Below are 14,930 nucleotides of genomic sequence, written 5' to 3' on the forward strand. Positions count from 1 at the left end.
TGACCTGCCTGACCGGCGGGATGACCCGACCGGCCCGATCGGCGTGACGGGGCGGCTCAGCTGGTCTCGGGCTGCTCGATGATCTGCGAGAGGTAGAGCGCCTCACCGAGCTTCTCCAGCAGCTCCAGCTGGGTGTCGAGGTAGTCGATGTGGTGCTCCTCGTCCTCCAGGATCGACTCGAAGATGTTCGCGGACGTGATGTCGCCCTTGGCGCGCATCACGTCGACACCGCGCTTGAGCCGGTCGATCGCCTCGACCTCGATCTGCCGGTCCGCCTCGAACATCTCCCGCACGGTCTGGCCCACCCGCACATGGAACAGCCGCTGGTAATTGGGCAGCCCCTCCAGGAACAGGATCCGGTCGGTGAGCACCTCGGCGTGCTTCATCTCGTCGAAGGACTCGTGCCGGGTGTACTTCGCGAGCTTGTACCAGCCGAAGTTCTCCTGCATCTTCGCGTGCAGGAAGTACTGGTTGATCGCGGTCAGCTCACCGGTCAGCTGCTCGTTGAGGAATTCGATGACCTCGGGGTCGCCCTGCATCGCAGAGGCTCCTTCCGCGTAAGGGACGGGGGAGGGTGCCGCCGCATGATTGCACCGGCGTCGAAGATCGTCCAGTAAGTGCGTACTTAGTAAGTAAGGGCATGCTTAGTCTTGTTTGGCGTGAGTTGCCCGATTCTGGACCGGCCTGGTCAGGTGCAGCCCCCCGGGTCTGTCAGGATGGAAGGCATGGGTCAGCCGGTGGAACGAGAATCAGGAGAAGCGGTACGTTCCGAGCTTCCGCCGGGGCAGCGCCTGCAGCGGGGCTGGCCCGTCACCCACTACGGACCGGTGCCCAAGTTCCGGCCCGAGCGCTGGGAGTTCAGGGTCTTCGGGTCCACCGCCGACGGTGAGAAGCACTGCTGGAACCACGAGGAGTTCACGGCCCTGCCCTACACCACCGTGACCGCCGATCTGCACTGTGTGACGAAGTTCAGCATGCTCGGCGCCGAGTGGGGCGGCATACCGGCCCGGACCGTCCTGGAGCTGGCACCGCCCGCCAACGATGTCACCCATGTGATGGTGTGGGCGGAGTACGGCTTCAGCTCCAATCTGCGGCTGGACGACTTCCGCTCCGAGCGCGCGATCTTCGCCACCCACAAGGACGGTGAGCTGCTCACCGCCGAGCACGGCTTCCCGCTGCGGCTCGTCGTGCCGCACCTGTACGCCTGGAAGGGGCCCAAATGGGTCCGGGGCGTCGAGTACATGACCGCCGACCGGCGCGGCTTCTGGGAGGAGCGCGGGTACCACAACATCGGCGACCCCTGGAAGGAACAGCGGTACTCCTACCAGGAGGGGCCCGGGGAGGGTCCGGAACTCTGACCTCGCGCGGCGCCGGGCGGTGGCGGGCCGACGGCCGGGCTCAGCCCGCGCGCAGCCGCTTCAGCAGGGCCACGTCCTCCGTGTGGCCCTCCTTGCCGCCCGGTGTCTCCAGGATCAGCGGGACGCCCTCGGTCGCCGGGTGGGCCATCAGTGCCCGGAACGGCTCCGCGCCGATCCGGCCCGCGCCGATCCGCTCGTGCCGGTCCTTGCGGGCGCCCACCACGTCCTGGGAGTCATTGGCGTGGATCAGCTTCAGCCGCCCCTCGCCGACGGTGTCCACCAGCAGATCCAGCGTCTGGCGCATCCCGCTCGGGCCGGTCAGGTCGTGCCCGGCGGCGAAGACGTGGCAGGTGTCCAGACAGACCCCGAGCCGGGGATGGGCGTCCAGCGCCTCGAAATACGGCCCGAAGTCCCAGGTCCGCGCGCACAGCGAGGAACCCTGCCCGGCGGTGGACTCCAGCAGCAGGAACGGATCGTCGTCCCGGGTCAGCTCGTCCAGGAGCGGCAGCAGATACCGGCGGACCTGCGCCAGCGCCACCGACCGCTCCCGCCCGCCCGTCGCGCTGCCCGTGTGCACCACCACACCGAGCGCGCCGATCTCCCGGCCGCGCCGCAGCGAGTGCCGCAGCGACGCCACGGAGCGCTCGACGGTCTCGGGGGTGTGGGAGCCGAAGTTGATCAGATAGGGCGCGTGCACGTACACCGGGACGGACTCGGCCGCGCAGGCCGCCCGGAACGTCTCGTCCTGCCGGGGGTCGCCCACCGGGGTGGCCCACCCGCGCGGATTGGCCACGAAGACCTGCACCGTCTCCGCCTTGAGGTCACGCGCGTAGGCGAGCCCCACGCGCGCGAGACCACCGGCCACGGGGACATGGCTGCCGACGGGGTTGCGGAGGCGGAGACGGCCGGAGGGGGTGCCGGGCGCCGCGACGGACTGCTGAGCGTTCACCCGGCCAGGGTTTCACGGGGGCGGAGGGGCCCGATGCCCCGGTACGCCCGTCCCGCCCGTTCCGCCCGTTCCGCGCTTCGGCGGCTCGGCGAGTACAGCGGGTCAGCGGGTACAGCGGGTCAGCGGGTCAGCGGATGGTGAGGGTGATCGTCGAGCCCTCGGGGGCCGACTCGCCGCCCTTCACCGACTGGTCGTCGACCGTGTCGCCGAACAGACCGAGGATGCCCCGGTCCTCCTTGACCTGGAACCCGGCGCCCTCCAGCGTCCCCCTGGCGTCGTCCACGCTGTCACCGACCACGTCCGGGACCTCGATCATCCGGGGGCCCTTGGAGAGGGTCAGGGTGACCGTGTCGCCCTCGGCCACGCGGGTGCCGTCGCCCGGGGACTGGCTCGCGACCTGACCGGCCTCCAGCTGGGAGTTGACCCGCTCGGCCGCGACCTTCACCTCCAGGCCCGCCTCCTGGAGCAGCGCGCGGGCGCTCTCCAGCTCCTCCCCGGTGACGTCCGGGACGTCCACCGGGCTGCCCTTGCTGACGACCAGGGCGACCGCCGAACCCGCGCGCCGCTCGGTGCCGCCGGTCGGCTCGCTGCGGACCACCGACCCCTTGGCCACCGTGGCGTGGAACTCGCGGGTGACCATGCCCGGCTCCAGGCCCTCCTCCTTGAGCAGGTCCTTCGCCCGGTCCAGCGCCATCCCCTGGAGATCGGGCACCCGCACGGTCTCCGGGCCGTCGGACACGGTGATGCCCACCGCGTCGTTCTGCCGGATCCGGTGGCCCGGCTCCGGGTCGGTGCCCATCACCGTGCCCCGCTCGTAGGCGTCGCTGAAGGCGTGCTTCACCTCGCCCACGTCCAGGCCCGCCTCCGTCAGCCGGTCCCGCGCCTCGGCCTCGGACTGCCCCAGCACCCGGGGCACCTCGGTGAACTGGCCCGAGTTGATGTACCAGACGCCCGTGCCGAGCCCGAACACCAGCAGCACCGCCGCGATCACGGTGAGCGTCGCCCGCCGCTGCCGGGGTGTGCGCCGGCGCGGGGGAGGGGGCGGCGTGGCCGCCAGCCTGCTGGTGTGCCGGAACCCCGCCGGTTCGGCCGCGCCGTCCGCGTAGCCCGCGTGGTCGGCGTGGTCCTCGTTCACCGGCAGCGGCCGGGGCACGGTCAGCGAACGGGGGATCACACTCGTACGGTCCTCGGCATTGTCGTGCTCCGCCGAGGTGGCCTGCGGCGGCACCGCGTCGAGCTGGGCCTCGCTCAGCGCTGCCCGCGCCTCGCGCACGCGCGCGAGCAGCGCCACCGCGTCGTACGGCCGGACGTCCGCGTTGCGCGCGGTCGCCGTGGCCACCAGTTCGTCCAGCTCGTACGCCAGCCCCGGCACGCGCGCGGAGGGCGGCGGGACGTCGTCGTGGATGTGCTTGTACAGGACCTGCGCGGGAGTCTGCCCGGCGTGCGGCTTGCCACCGGTGAGCATCTCGAACAGCACGACACCGCACGCGTACACGTCCACGCGCGCGTCGGCCGTGCCGTGCTCGATCTGCTCCGGGGCGAGATAGGAGACCGTGCCGAGCACCGTGCCGGTGGTGGCGGTCGCCGCGTCCACCGACCGCACCAGGCCGAAGTCGGCGACCTTCACCCGGCCGTCGTCCCCTATCAGGACGTTCTCCGGCTTCATGTCGCGGTGCACGAACCCCGCGCGGTGGGCGGCGCCCAGCGCGGCCAGCACCGGCTCCAGGATGTCCAGCGCGGCCCGCGGCTGGAGCGCCCCGCGCTCGCGCAGCACGTCCCGCAGGGTGCAGCCGGCGACGTACTCCATGGCGAGATAGACGTACGACCCGTCGGTGCCCTGGTCGAAGACCTGCACCACGTTCGGGTGGGCGAGCCGGGCGACGGACTTGGCCTCCCGGATGAACCGGTCGACGAAGGTGCCGTCCGCGGCCAGCGTCGGGTGCATCACCTTCAGCGCGAGCACCCGGTCGAGGCGGGTGTCCACGGCCCGGTAGACCGTGGCCATCCCGCCGACCGCGATCCGCGCCTCGACGCGGTACCGGCCGTCGAGCAACTGCCCGATCAGAGGGTCCTGGAGGGTCGTGTCCACGCAGGTGAGTCTACGAGCCGCCACCGACAGCCCCGCCCGCTCCACCGCCCCGGTGACGGACTGCAGCAGAGCTGTGACCCGGCCGGAGAGCGACCGCCGGGGCCCGTCGTGCGGGATCATCCCGGCGTCGCGGTTCCGGCACGCTCCCCCACTGCCCCAAGGCGTGGGGGCACCCCCAGCCGCGTTGTCGTCGGTCGCCGACGCCGCGTCGCCGGGCTGATCCGAACGGCAGACCCTAGAACGCCGGCCGTTCCGGGTCCAGGTGGGCGCGGCCCTCCTGCGGGGAGGAGGCTTCCGCGAAGTGCCGCTTCGGGATCCGGCCCGCGCGGCGGGCCAGCCGGCCCGCCTCCACCGCGTGCCGCATGGCGTCCGCCATCAGCACCGGTTCCTGGGCGCGGGTGACCGCCGACGCCAGCATCACCCCCGCGCAGCCCAGCTCCATCGCCAGCGCCGCGTCCGAGGCGGTGCCCGCGCCCGCGTCCAGGATCACCGGTACGCGCGCGTGCTCCACGATCAGCTGGAAGTTGTGCGGGTTGCGGATACCGAGCCCGGAGCCGATGGGGGAGCCCAGCGGCATGATCGCCGCACAGCCCGCGTCCTCCAGCTTCCGGGCCAGGACCGGGTCGTCGTTGGTGTACGGCAGCACGGTGAAGCCGTCCTCCACCAGCGTCTCGGCGGCCTCCAGCAGCTCGATCGGGTCCGGCAGCAGGGTCCGCTCGTCGGCGATGACCTCCAGCTTCACCAGGTCGGTGCCGAGCGCCTCGCGGGCCAGCCGGGCGGTCAGCACGGCCTCACCGGCGGTGAAGCAGCCCGCCGTGTTGGGCAGCACCCGGATGCCGAGCCGCTCCAGGACCGACAGCACCGAGCCGTGCACCGCGGCGTTGACCCGCCGCATGGCGACCGTGGTCAGCTCGGTGCCGGACGCCACCAGCGCGCGTTCCAGGACGTCCAGGCTGGGCGCCCCGCCCGTGCCCATGATCAGCCGGGAGGAGAAGGACGTACCGCCGAGGACGAAGGGATCGTCGGCCATGGGTCAGCCTCCTTGGACGGCGGTGAGGACCTCGACCCGGTCGCCCTCGCTCAGGGCGGTCGTGGGCCACTGGCCCCGCGGGACGACGGTCTCGTTGACGGCGGCGGCCACCCCGGAGGGCGCCGGGGCGAGGGCGCGCACCAGGGCGTCGAGCGCCGTGCCGGGAGCCACCTCGCGGGGCTCCCCGTTGACGGAGATGGTGACGGACACCGTGAGCCGGGTGTTCATACGGGCTGCTCCAGGAGGGCTGCGGCGGTGAACCGCCGGGGCGTGAAGGGGCGGGCTTCCTCGGGCAGTTCACCGGTGACCAGGGCGTGCGCCAGCGAGTCCCCGGTGACCGGGGTCAGCAGCACCCCGTTGCGGTAGTGCCCGGTGGCCAGCAGCAGTCCGGGCAGCTCGGTCGGGCCGAGCAGCGGCGCGTTGTCGGGGGAGCCGGGGCGCAGTCCCGCGCGGGTCTCCGTCAGGGGCAGTTCGGTGATGCCGGGGACCAGTTCGTGGGCGTCGCGCAGCAGCTCGTAGACACCGCCCGCGGTCACCGTGGTGTCCCAGCCCAGTTCCTCGCTGGTGGCGCCGACGACGAGTTCGCCGTTCTCGCGCGGCACCAGATAGACCTGGCTGCCGCGGACGACGGCGCGGACGGTCCGGTTCAGGAACGGGGCGTACGCGCGCGGGACGGTGAGCCGCAGCACCTGCCCCTTCACCGGCCGCACGGGAGGCCGTACGGCGTCCGGGACGCCCGCGAGGCGCCCGCTGAGGCTCCCGGCGGCGAGCACCACCTGGCCGGCCGCCAGCGCGGTGCCGTCGCGGGTGACGATCCCCGTGGCCCGCTCCCGGGCCGTGACGAGCCGTTCGGCCCACTCCCGGTGGAAGACCACTCCGGAGCGCTCACAGGCCGCCACAAGGGCCGCCGTGAGCCGTCTCGGGTCGATCTGGTGATCCCCGTCGACCCGCAGCCCGCCGCGGACACCCGGCGCGAGCATCGGCTCCAGGCGGCGGCACTCCCGCCCGGACAGCCACTGCGACTCCAGCCCCGAGCGCTGCTGGAGGGCGTGCAGTTCCCGCAGGTGGGCGCGGTCGTCGGCGTCCAGCGCGACCGCGAGCGTCCCGCAGCGGCGGTACCCGAGATCCTGCCCGGTGAGGTCGCTCAGCTCGGCCGTGAACTCCGGATAGCGGCGGGCCGAGGCCAGATTGAGGCCGAGCAGGGTCTGTTCGCCGTAGTGCAGTTCCGTGACGGCGGCGAGCATCCCGGCCGCCACCTGGGCGGCGCCGCCGCCGGGTTCGGGGTCCACGACGGCCGTGGCGAGCCCGCGCCGGGCGGTCCGCCAGGCCGTGACCAGACCGATGATCCCGCCCCCGACGACGAGGACGTCCGACGCGCTGCCGGACGGACGAGCGGGTGCTCGGGCGGACGTACGGGCGGACGGGGTGGTGCGGTGCGTGGAGGACGACACGGGCGTTCAGCCCCTCCCTTCGCCGGCATGACCCGGATCAGGTTCGTACGGTCGGAGGCCGCCAGCCTCCCTCTCAGCCCGGTGCGTCCGGGCTCCCGCGAGTGCTTTACACGGGCAGCCTAGCTCTTGGTCCCGTGCCTCTGTAAGAGAGCCCGCACCCGCGACGGACTTTCGGTAGGTCCGCCGCCGAGCGCACCGAGCGCACCGAGCGCACCGAGCACGCCGAGCACGCCGAGCGCACCGAGCGCGCCGTGCGTTCCCTGCGGCCGGGTGGTGTGCGGGATGTCACGCGCGCGCACCCGCTGACGGTCCGTTCGGCACCTGACTATGGTGATCAGGTGAGCGACGACAGAGGGCGAACAGCGGCGACGGGGCCGCGGCGCGTGGTCGTGGTGGGCGCCGGCATGGCCGGTGTGCAGACCGCGGTGGCACTGCGCGAACAGGGCTTCACCGGCACCGTGACCCTGATCGGCGCGGAACCCCATCAGCCCTACGACCGCCCCCCGCTCTCCAAGGCCGTCCTGCTCGGCAAGGCCGAGGACTCCGCCTTCGACGTCGACTTCGAGTCCCTCGACATCGACCTGAGACTCGGCCGCGAGGTGACCGGCGTCCGCACCGCGGAGCACCAGCTGGACACCGAGGCCGGCCCCGTGCCCTACGACGCCCTGGTGCTGGCCACCGGCGCCGAACCGATCCGGCTGCCGGGCACCGAGGGCGTGCCCGGCGTGCATCTGCTGCGCACCCTGGACGACGCCGCCCGGCTGCGCCCGGTCCTCGCCGCCCAGCACGACATCGTGGTGGTCGGCGCGGGCTGGATCGGCGCCGAGTTCGCCACCGCCGCGCGCGAGGCGGGCTGCGCGGTGACCGTCGTGGAGGCCGCCGACCGTCCGCTCGCCGGGGCGCTGCCCGCCGAGGTGGCCGCGCCGATGGCCGCCTGGTACGCCGACAGCGGCACCGTTCTGCGCACCCACGCGCGCGTGGAGCGGGTCGAGCCCGGCGCGGTCGTCCTGGACGACGGCACCCGGATCGCCGCCGGCGCGGTCGTCGTCGGGGTCGGCGCCCGCCCCGCCACGGCCTGGCTCGCGGACTCCGGCATCGCGCTGGGCGCCTACGGCGAGGTCGTCGCCGACGCCCGGCTGCGCACCTCCGTCCCCGACGTCCACGCCGTCGGCGACTGCGCCTCCTTCCCGTCCGCCCGCTACGGCGAGCGGCTGCTGATCCACCACTGGGACAACGCCCTCCAGGGGCCCCGCACGGTCGCCGCGCACATCGTCGAGGGCGAGCTGACCGACGCCGTCTACGACCCGGTGCCGTACTTCTGGTCCGAGCAGTTCGGCCGCTTCGTGCAGTACGCCGGCCACCACCGGGGCGCCGACACCACCCTGTGGCGCGGCGACCCGGACGGCCCCGCCTGGTCGGTGTGCTGGCTGCGTGAGAATCGTCTCGTCGCCCTCCTGGCGGTGGGCCGCCCGAGGGATCTGGCCCAGGGCCGGCGGCTGATCGAGAGCGGCGCCGCGCTGGACCCGGAACGGCTGGCGGACCCGACGAAACCCTTGAAGTCGGCCACGGTGACGGGCTGAGAGCCGCTCCGACCGGCGGATCCCGGGCGGATCCCGGGCGCTCCCGGGGGCGTCGGAGGGCACGGGAGCGCGCCCGGAGTGCCTCCGCCCGGACGCGGCTCGGCTACCGGCTGTCAGTCCCAGATGGCAGTCTTGGAGACGTGACCGAGATTGACGCAAAGATCGATGCTCTCGTCCCCGCGTGGCTGACCCTCCCCGACATCGCCGAACAGTTCGACGTCGAGGTGACCCGCGTGCGGCAACTGGTCAAGGAGGGCCAGCTGATCGCCGTACGCCGTGGTGAGAACCGCGCGCTGCACGTCCCCGCCGCCTTCATCGACGGGGACAAAGTGGTCAAGGGCCTGTCCGGAACCTTGACGCTCCTGCGGGACGACGGCTTCACGGTCGAAGAGATGCTTGAGTGGCTGTTCACCCCCGACCCGTCCCTGCCCGGCACCCCCGCGCAGGCGCTGAGCGAGAACCGCGGCACGGAGGTGAAGCGCCGCGCCCAGGCGCTCGCCGTCTAGTCGGACGACACAGGCAGTCGGACCACAGACAGTTCAGACGGCAGACCGTTCAGACAGTTCAGACAGCAGTCAGTTCACACAGCAGACAGTTCACACAGCAGGCCGAAGGGGGCGGTCGCCCGGGTGACCGCCCCGACGATCCCTGGGGGGACCCGCACATGCCCGACACCGCACGCGAGCGGCTCGCCGACGCCCGGCTGTATCTGTGCACGGACGCGCGCAGGAGCCAGGGCGATCTGCCGGAGTTCCTCGACGCCGTCCTCGCCGGGGGCGTCGACATCGTGCAGCTCCGGGACAAGGGCATGGAGGCGGCCGAGGAGCTGGAGCACCTCGCGGTGTTCGCCGACGCCTGCGCGCGGCACGGCAGACTGCTCGCGGTCAACGACCGCGCGGACGTCGCCCACGCCGCCGGTGCCGCCGTGCTCCACCTCGGGCAGGGCGACCTGCCCGTGCCCGCCGCCCGCGCGATCCTCGGCGACGACGTCCTGATCGGCCGCTCCACCCACGCCGAGGACGAGGCGTCGGCGGCGGCCGTGCAGCAGGGCGTGGACTACTTCTGCACCGGCCCCTGCTGGCCGACCCCCACCAAGCCCGGCCGCCACGCCCCGGGCCTGGACCTGGTGCGCCACACGGCCGGGCTGGGCACCGACCGGCCATGGTTCGCGATCGGCGGCATCGACCTCGGCACCTTCGACCAGGTGTGGGAGGCGGGCGCCCGCCGGGTCGTGGTGGTCCGGGCGATCACCGAGGCGGACGACCCGGGCGCGGCGGCGGGGGAGTTCGCCAAGCGGCTGCGGCAGGGATGACACGGGATGCTCTGGAGACGCTCTGGGGATGACCCCGGGATGGATCCGGCGATGACCCCGGGGATGATCCGGCGATGACCCCGGGATGATCCGGCGACGACCCCGGGCGGCTGACGGCCCCGCCCACCGGCGGGGAGGCCGCCGCACCTCCGGGGGACACCCACCGGCCCCTCCCGTCTCGGAATGTGCACCGTGGCGTCCCGGTATGTGGTCCGGGCCAGCCCTGACGTGCGGATTTCGGCCATGGAGTGTCCAAGGGGTGGACACGAAGGAGGCAAATCGGGCAAATTTCCGGTCTCCGGTTGGGGCGCCGCCGGGCCGCCACTAACCTGCCCGTATGGCCTTCGGAACCGCGTCCACCCGCACAGACCGCGCCCGCACCGTGCGCGACATGCTCGCCACCGGCAAGAAGACGTACTCGTTCGAGTTCTACGCGCCGAAGACCGCCAAGGGCGAGCGGAGTCTGTGGGAGGCGCTGCGCAGGGTCGAGGCGGTCGCCCCCGACTTCGTCTCGGTGACCTACGGCGCCGGCGGTTCCACGCGCGCCAGCACGGTCCGGGAGACCGAGCAGATCGTCGCCGACACCACACTCACCCCGGTGGCCCATCTCACCGCGGTCGACCACTCCCTCACCGAGCTGCGCAATGTGATCGGCCAGTTCGCCGACGCCGGCATCCGCAACATGCTCGCCCTGCGCGGCGACCCGCCCGGCGACCCGATGGGCGAGTGGGTCGCCCACCCGCAGGGCCTGATGTACGCCGCCGAACTGGTCCGGCTCATCAAGGAGTCCGGCGACTTCTGCGTGGGCGTCGCCGCGTTTCCGGAGATGCACCCGCGCTCGGTCGACTGGGACAGCGATGTCGCGCACTTCGTGGCCAAGTGCCGCGCCGGCGCCGACTACGCCATCACGCAGATGTTCTTCGAGCCGGAGTCGTATCTGAGGCTGCGCGACCGGGTCGCCGCGGCCGGCTGCGACACCCCGGTGATTCCCGAGGTCATGCCGGTGACCAGCGTCCGGATGCTCGAACGCCTCCCCCAGCTCAGCAATGCTCACCTCCCGTCCACGTGGAAAGAGCGGATCCTCACAGCGAAAGACGATCCGGCGGCTGTACGCTCCATGGGGATCGAGTTCGCCACGGAGTTCTGCGCGCGGCTGCTGGACGAGGGTGTCCCGGGGTTGCACTTCATCACGCTGAACAACTCCACGGCGACGCTGGAAATTTACGAGAACCTGGGCCTGCACCGTCCCCCGCGGGCCTAGACCGGTCGCACTCGCGTACGACACACTGCGAAGCGGCCACAGGGAGAGGGGCGTACATGGGCTGGACGGTCCTCTACATCGCGTTCGGAGTAGTCGCGTTGTGGCTGCTCGGCGAGGTGCTGTTGCAGTACAAGGCGCGGCTGCGCTGGCGGTTGCTCGCCTTCGCGGGCTTCCTCGGCGTGGTCGTCGGTGTGCTCATCCCGTCGGTCTTCGTGATCGGCCTGGGCGCCATCGCGTTCGCGATCGGACAGACCTACGTCACCCTGTCGTTCCGCCGCGGCTTCGCCGCGGGCTGGGCGGTCCGGGGGCGCGGCGAGGGCCTGGGCGGCGGCAGCAAGCGTCGCCGCGGCGAGCCCGCGCACCACGACCCGGCGCTGGACGGCCCCGACCCGGACGCCGACACCTACGCCGCGGGCGAGGGCGACCAGGGCCGGCCCGCCGACGGGTACGGCCGGGCCCAGGACGAGTACGCGCAGGCCGAGGACGCCTTCGGACAGACGCGGGACGACTACGAGCGCGACGACATCTTCACCCCCGCGCACGGCACCGACCCGTCCGCCGACGGCAACGCCATCTACCAGCCCCAGCCGATGCCCGACGACACCGGTTCCTACGGCGTCTACGACGACACCGGGTCCTACGCCCAGCAGCCCCAGGACCAGTACGCAGCGACCGCGCAGGGCGCCGACCAGACCTACGGCTACGAGGGCTACTCCGGCTACGGACAACAGTCGTACGGCTATGACGGCGACGGCCAGCAGCAGCCGTACCCCGCCTACTCCGATCCGTACATCGGCCAGCCCACCTACGACTCCGGGTCCGGCTACGACACCGGCGGCTACCCCCAGCAGTCGTACGACCAGCAGGGCTACAGCCAGGACCAGTACGGCGCGGGCTACCCCGACGGCACCCCGCCCGGCGGCGTCTGGGTCCCCCAGCAGCGCAACACCGACGACCAGTACGGCGGCGAACTCCCGCCGGAGCAGCCGTACCCGTACCAGGGGGACGGACAGCCGCAGAGCAGCGGCTACGACGAGCGCTACCAGTACTGATCCCTCCCGGTCCCGGTCTCGCTCCGGTCACCGGGAGCCGCGGAACTCCGGGCCCTCCACGATCAGTCCGGCCACCAGCGTGCCCGACATCCCCGCGTGCGGGAGACCGCCGCCGGGGTGGGACCAGCCGCCGACGGCGAACAGACCGGGCAGGGCCGTGGAGTTCGCCGGATGGAGCAGCCGCCCCTCGGCCGCCGCCAGGGCCGGTGCCGGAACGGCACCCCCCGGCGCGCCGGTCGCCTCCGCCACATCGGCCGGGGTCCGCACCTCCCGCCACAGCAGCCGCTCGCGCAGTCCGGGAAGCGCGCGCTCGGCGACGGTGACGAGCTGTTCGGCGAGCGCCTCGGTGTCCTGGGTTCTCCCGGCCGGGACGGTGGCGGTGAGCGTCACGGCCTCATGCCCGGCGTCCGGCACCGACTCCGGGTCGTCCGGCCGCAGCACGGTCACCGTGAGCCCGCTCTCGACGGCGGGCGCTGAGCCGAACACGAACGCCAGCTCGGCGTCCCGGTCACCGGCGTGCACCACCGTCCGGTGCGCGGTGCCTTCGGGACGCCCGCCGCGCAGCGCCAGCAGCACCGTCAGCCGACTGGGCAGCCCGCGCTGCGGGGGGACACCGCCGGACTGTGCCTGCGATGGCTGCTGTGCTTGCTGTGTCTGGTGTGTCTGCGGGGAGACCTGGCGCAGGACGTCCGGTGCGACACCGGCGACGACGAAGTCGGCCTCGGCCACGGTCCCGTCGGCGAGTTCCACACCGGCCGCGCGGCCGTCCTTGTCCCGCACCCGGGTGACCTCGGCGCCGAAGACGAACTCCACCCGGCGGGCCCGACACCGCTCGTACACCGCGCGGGCCAGCTCCCGTATGCCTCCGCGCACGGCCCACGTGCCGAAGGCGTGCTCCACGTACGGCAGCACGGCCGCGCTCGCCGGGGTCGTACGCGGATCGAGGCCGTGGGCCAGCGCGTAGCTCTCCAGCAGCGCGGTGAGCCGGGCGTCGCGCAGCTCCCAGGCGCCGACCTCGGCGAGCGTCCCGGCGCGACGGGTGCGCAGCATCCGCTTGTGCGGCACCGACGGGTAGGGCTCGCGCCCGGCCAGCACCTCCCAGTCGGGCCACAGCGGCTCTTCGAGGAGGGGGCGACGGGTGCGGTCCCACGCCTCGCGGGCCCGGACCAGGAAGTCGCCCCAGCGGTCACCCGCCCCGGGGCCGAGGCCCTCGTCCAGAGCGGCGACCACGCCCCCGCGCGACGCGTTCGGCAGCGAGACGCGCGTGCCGTCCGCGAAGACGTGCCGGGCCGACGGGTCGACCTGGGTCAGCCCGACGCACGCCTCCAGCGCCTCTCTGCCGGTCTTCAGGAAGAGATCGCGGTACACAGCGGGCAGCGGCAGCAGTCCGGGGCCGGTGTCGAACCGGAAGCCGTCCCGCTCCAGCCGCCGCACCGCGCCGCCGTATGTCTCCGTGCGCTCGTACACCACCACCCGGTGGCCCGCGACGGCCAGCCGGGCGGCGCCCGCCATCGCGCCCATCCCGGCGCCGATCACCGCAATCCGTGCCATGCCAGGGACTGTATCGGCCACCACTGACAACCCGTCCCGCGGGCCTGTGACCTGCGGGGCGGCACCGGTGGCGGCGGATCCGGCGGGGCGGGGGGAGTACGGGCACGGAGGCGATGGTGACCAGTCGGACGGGACGCGGCCTGGGGTCGAACCCGCAGGTCTGAGTACCGGTACCTAGGCCCGGAGATGAGTACGCGCGCGGATGGGGGCCGACCTGTGGGAACGAGAGAGTGGAGGCACGGAAAGGGGCAAGGCGCCGGTACCGCCGACACGGGGCGGCGGAACGGCGCCGCCCTGGACCGCTCCTTCCGCCGACCCCGGTCGGCGGGAGCGAGGCACAGGGGGAACCCTGGGGGACGACCGCACGGGGGCTCCTGTCGGGGGACAGGAGAGGAAAGAAAACGGGGGAGACCAGGGGGACAGGGGAACGGGGGGACGGGGAAAACACGGGGGAACAGGGGGATCGGGGGAACAGGGGGGGATCGGGGGAGCACGAGGAAGCGCCGGTTCAGGGGTGGCCCGTGGGGGACGTGGCCGCACCGGACCGGCGCTTTCGTGCTGCACGCGCGCGAGGCGCGAGTTTTCGCCGCCGCGCCGGTCTCCTTGAGCGCCTTCCACGCGCTGCCCCCCGGCCAATGACCTGCTACGAACGCCCGCTCACCCGGCCCTGGAGCAGGCGCGACAGCGCGGCGTGGACGTCGTCCAGGGAGCGCTCCGGCTGGAACGCCTGCCAGTCCAGGGCGGCCACCAGGACCATCCCGACCAGCGCGGCGGCGGTCAGCGGGATGTCGATCTCCTCGCTGAACTCCCCGCTCTCCACACCGCCCCGCAGGACGTCCTCCACCACGGCCACGGCCTGCCCCCGCACCACCAGGAGCGTGGACTGCCACGCCCGGTTGGTGCGCCACAGCTCCGCGACGTAGAGCTGGGTGAACGCGGGGTACCTGGCGATGAATTCGAGCCCCGCGTGGATCATCGCGTCCAGGGCGTCCACCGCGGAACCGCCCCCGCGCGCGGCCCCCTCGGCGGCCTCCTTGAGGGAGGCGGTGAGCAGGCCCACCCCGTGCCGCAGCAACTCCTCGAAGAGGACCGACTTGCTCGCGAAGTTGTAGTAGACCGTCCCCTTGGCGACCCCGGCCCGCTCGGCGATCTCGTCCACCGTGGTCGCCGAGAAGCCCTGCTCGGCGATGAGGGTGACGGCCGCCTCGTAGAGCTTCTGCCGGGTGGCCTCACGGCGTGACCCCGCCCCCGTTGTGGCGCTGCTGCTTTCCATGGCATCGATTCTCACAGCACCGGC

14 protein-coding genes and 1 riboswitch are annotated in these 14,930 nt (G+C 72.9%); of the genes, 6 read left to right on the forward strand and 8 right to left on the reverse strand.

Features of this window, described 5'->3' with window-relative positions:
• Positions 1-56: 56 nt before the first annotated feature.
• Positions 57-539, reverse strand: coding sequence for a bacterioferritin (bfr, locus tag ACIQNG_RS30420; RefSeq protein ID WP_401489437.1), 483 nt, complete (start codon positions 537-539; stop codon positions 57-59).
• Positions 540-725: 186 nt separating this feature from the next.
• Between bfr and ACIQNG_RS30425 the strand changes: the two genes are divergently transcribed.
• Complete coding sequence (locus ACIQNG_RS30425) at positions 726-1,358, forward strand: sulfite oxidase-like oxidoreductase (protein ID WP_401489439.1); 633 nt, start codon at positions 726-728, stop codon at positions 1,356-1,358.
• A 40-nt stretch (positions 1,359-1,398) separates the two neighbouring features.
• Here ACIQNG_RS30425 and ACIQNG_RS30430 read toward each other — a convergent pair whose 3' ends face one another.
• From ACIQNG_RS30430 to thiO, 5 genes are all read right to left on the reverse strand, one after another.
• A complete protein-coding gene (locus ACIQNG_RS30430; RefSeq protein WP_401489441.1) occupies positions 1,399-2,307 on the reverse strand; it encodes a deoxyribonuclease IV in 909 nt (302 codons plus the stop codon).
• 127 nt (positions 2,308-2,434) lie between these two features.
• Positions 2,435-4,396: a Stk1 family PASTA domain-containing Ser/Thr kinase gene (pknB, locus tag ACIQNG_RS30435; protein WP_401489443.1), complete on the reverse strand. Its 1,962-nt coding sequence runs from the start codon at positions 4,394-4,396 to the stop codon at positions 2,435-2,437.
• Between the two features lie 235 nt (positions 4,397-4,631).
• Positions 4,632-5,426, reverse strand: a complete 795-nt coding sequence (locus ACIQNG_RS30440) for a thiazole synthase (protein ID WP_401427031.1) — start codon at positions 5,424-5,426, stop codon at positions 4,632-4,634.
• 3 nt (positions 5,427-5,429) lie between these two features.
• Complete coding sequence (gene thiS / locus ACIQNG_RS30445) at positions 5,430-5,654, reverse strand: sulfur carrier protein ThiS (RefSeq protein ID WP_401427033.1); 225 nt, start codon at positions 5,652-5,654, stop codon at positions 5,430-5,432.
• A complete protein-coding gene (gene thiO / locus ACIQNG_RS30450; RefSeq protein ID WP_401489445.1) occupies positions 5,651-6,877 on the reverse strand; it encodes a glycine oxidase ThiO in 1,227 nt (408 codons plus the stop codon). The genes thiS and thiO overlap by 4 nt, the downstream gene beginning before the upstream one ends.
• A riboswitch (TPP riboswitch) is annotated at positions 6,875-6,986 on the reverse strand. (Overlaps the previous gene by 3 nt.)
• A gap of 295 nt (positions 6,987-7,281) precedes the next feature.
• Between thiO and ACIQNG_RS30455 the strand changes: the two genes are divergently transcribed.
• The 5 genes from ACIQNG_RS30455 (at position 7,282) to ACIQNG_RS30475 (ending at position 12,082) form a co-directional block, all read left to right on the forward strand.
• Positions 7,282-8,457 carry an NAD(P)/FAD-dependent oxidoreductase gene (locus ACIQNG_RS30455; protein ID WP_401489499.1) on the forward strand — a complete coding sequence of 392 codons (1,176 nt, stop codon included), beginning with the start codon at positions 7,282-7,284 and terminating at the stop codon, positions 8,455-8,457.
• Between the two features lie 140 nt (positions 8,458-8,597).
• Positions 8,598-8,963, forward strand: coding sequence for an Rv2175c family DNA-binding protein (locus tag ACIQNG_RS30460; protein ID WP_401427039.1), 366 nt, complete (start codon positions 8,598-8,600; stop codon positions 8,961-8,963).
• 158 nt (positions 8,964-9,121) lie between these two features.
• The gene (thiE, locus tag ACIQNG_RS30465) at positions 9,122-9,769 is read left to right on the forward strand and encodes a thiamine phosphate synthase (RefSeq protein ID WP_401427041.1); all 648 of its coding nucleotides are present in this window, start codon (positions 9,122-9,124) and stop codon (positions 9,767-9,769) included.
• Between the two features lie 337 nt (positions 9,770-10,106).
• Positions 10,107-11,030, forward strand: coding sequence for a methylenetetrahydrofolate reductase [NAD(P)H] (metF, locus tag ACIQNG_RS30470; protein ID WP_401427043.1), 924 nt, complete (start codon positions 10,107-10,109; stop codon positions 11,028-11,030).
• A gap of 56 nt (positions 11,031-11,086) precedes the next feature.
• The gene (locus tag ACIQNG_RS30475) at positions 11,087-12,082 is read left to right on the forward strand and encodes a hypothetical protein (protein WP_401489447.1); all 996 of its coding nucleotides are present in this window, start codon (positions 11,087-11,089) and stop codon (positions 12,080-12,082) included.
• Between the two features lie 27 nt (positions 12,083-12,109).
• Here the strand turns inward: ACIQNG_RS30475 and ACIQNG_RS30480 are convergent, their stop codons facing one another.
• Together ACIQNG_RS30480 and ACIQNG_RS30485 are read right to left on the reverse strand one after the other, a co-directional pair.
• Positions 12,110-13,633, reverse strand: coding sequence for a phytoene desaturase family protein (locus tag ACIQNG_RS30480; RefSeq protein ID WP_401489449.1), 1,524 nt, complete (start codon positions 13,631-13,633; stop codon positions 12,110-12,112).
• A 643-nt stretch (positions 13,634-14,276) separates the two neighbouring features.
• Positions 14,277-14,906: a TetR/AcrR family transcriptional regulator gene (locus ACIQNG_RS30485; protein WP_401489451.1), complete on the reverse strand. Its 630-nt coding sequence runs from the start codon at positions 14,904-14,906 to the stop codon at positions 14,277-14,279.
• Between the last annotated feature and the right edge of the window lie 24 nt (positions 14,907-14,930).

The sequence above is a fragment of the Streptomyces sp. NPDC091377 genome (genome assembly GCF_044757045.1).
Lineage (GTDB): Bacteria > Actinomycetota > Actinomycetes > Streptomycetales > Streptomycetaceae > Streptomyces.

Bases quoted from the DNA above. Each gene is read 5' to 3' on its own strand.
- bfr (WP_401489437.1), bottom strand. From the start codon at position 539: ATGCAGGGCGACCCCGAGGTCATCGAATTCCTCAACGAGCAGCTGACC.
- ACIQNG_RS30425 (WP_401489439.1), top strand. From the start codon at position 726: ATGGGTCAGCCGGTGGAACGAGAATCAGGAGAAGCGGTACGTTCCGAG.
- ACIQNG_RS30440 (WP_401427031.1), bottom strand. From the start codon at position 5,426: ATGGCCGACGATCCCTTCGTCCTCGGCGGTACGTCCTTCTCCTCCCGG.
- thiS (WP_401427033.1), bottom strand. From the start codon at position 5,654: ATGAACACCCGGCTCACGGTGTCCGTCACCATCTCCGTCAACGGGGAG.
- ACIQNG_RS30455 (WP_401489499.1), top strand. From the start codon at position 7,282: ATGGCCGGTGTGCAGACCGCGGTGGCACTGCGCGAACAGGGCTTCACC.
- thiE (WP_401427041.1), top strand. From the start codon at position 9,122: ATGCCCGACACCGCACGCGAGCGGCTCGCCGACGCCCGGCTGTATCTG.
- metF (WP_401427043.1), top strand. From the start codon at position 10,107: ATGGCCTTCGGAACCGCGTCCACCCGCACAGACCGCGCCCGCACCGTG.
- ACIQNG_RS30475 (WP_401489447.1), top strand. From the start codon at position 11,087: ATGGGCTGGACGGTCCTCTACATCGCGTTCGGAGTAGTCGCGTTGTGG.
- ACIQNG_RS30480 (WP_401489449.1), bottom strand. From the start codon at position 13,633: ATGGCACGGATTGCGGTGATCGGCGCCGGGATGGGCGCGATGGCGGGC.
- ACIQNG_RS30485 (WP_401489451.1), bottom strand. From the start codon at position 14,906: ATGGAAAGCAGCAGCGCCACAACGGGGGCGGGGTCACGCCGTGAGGCC.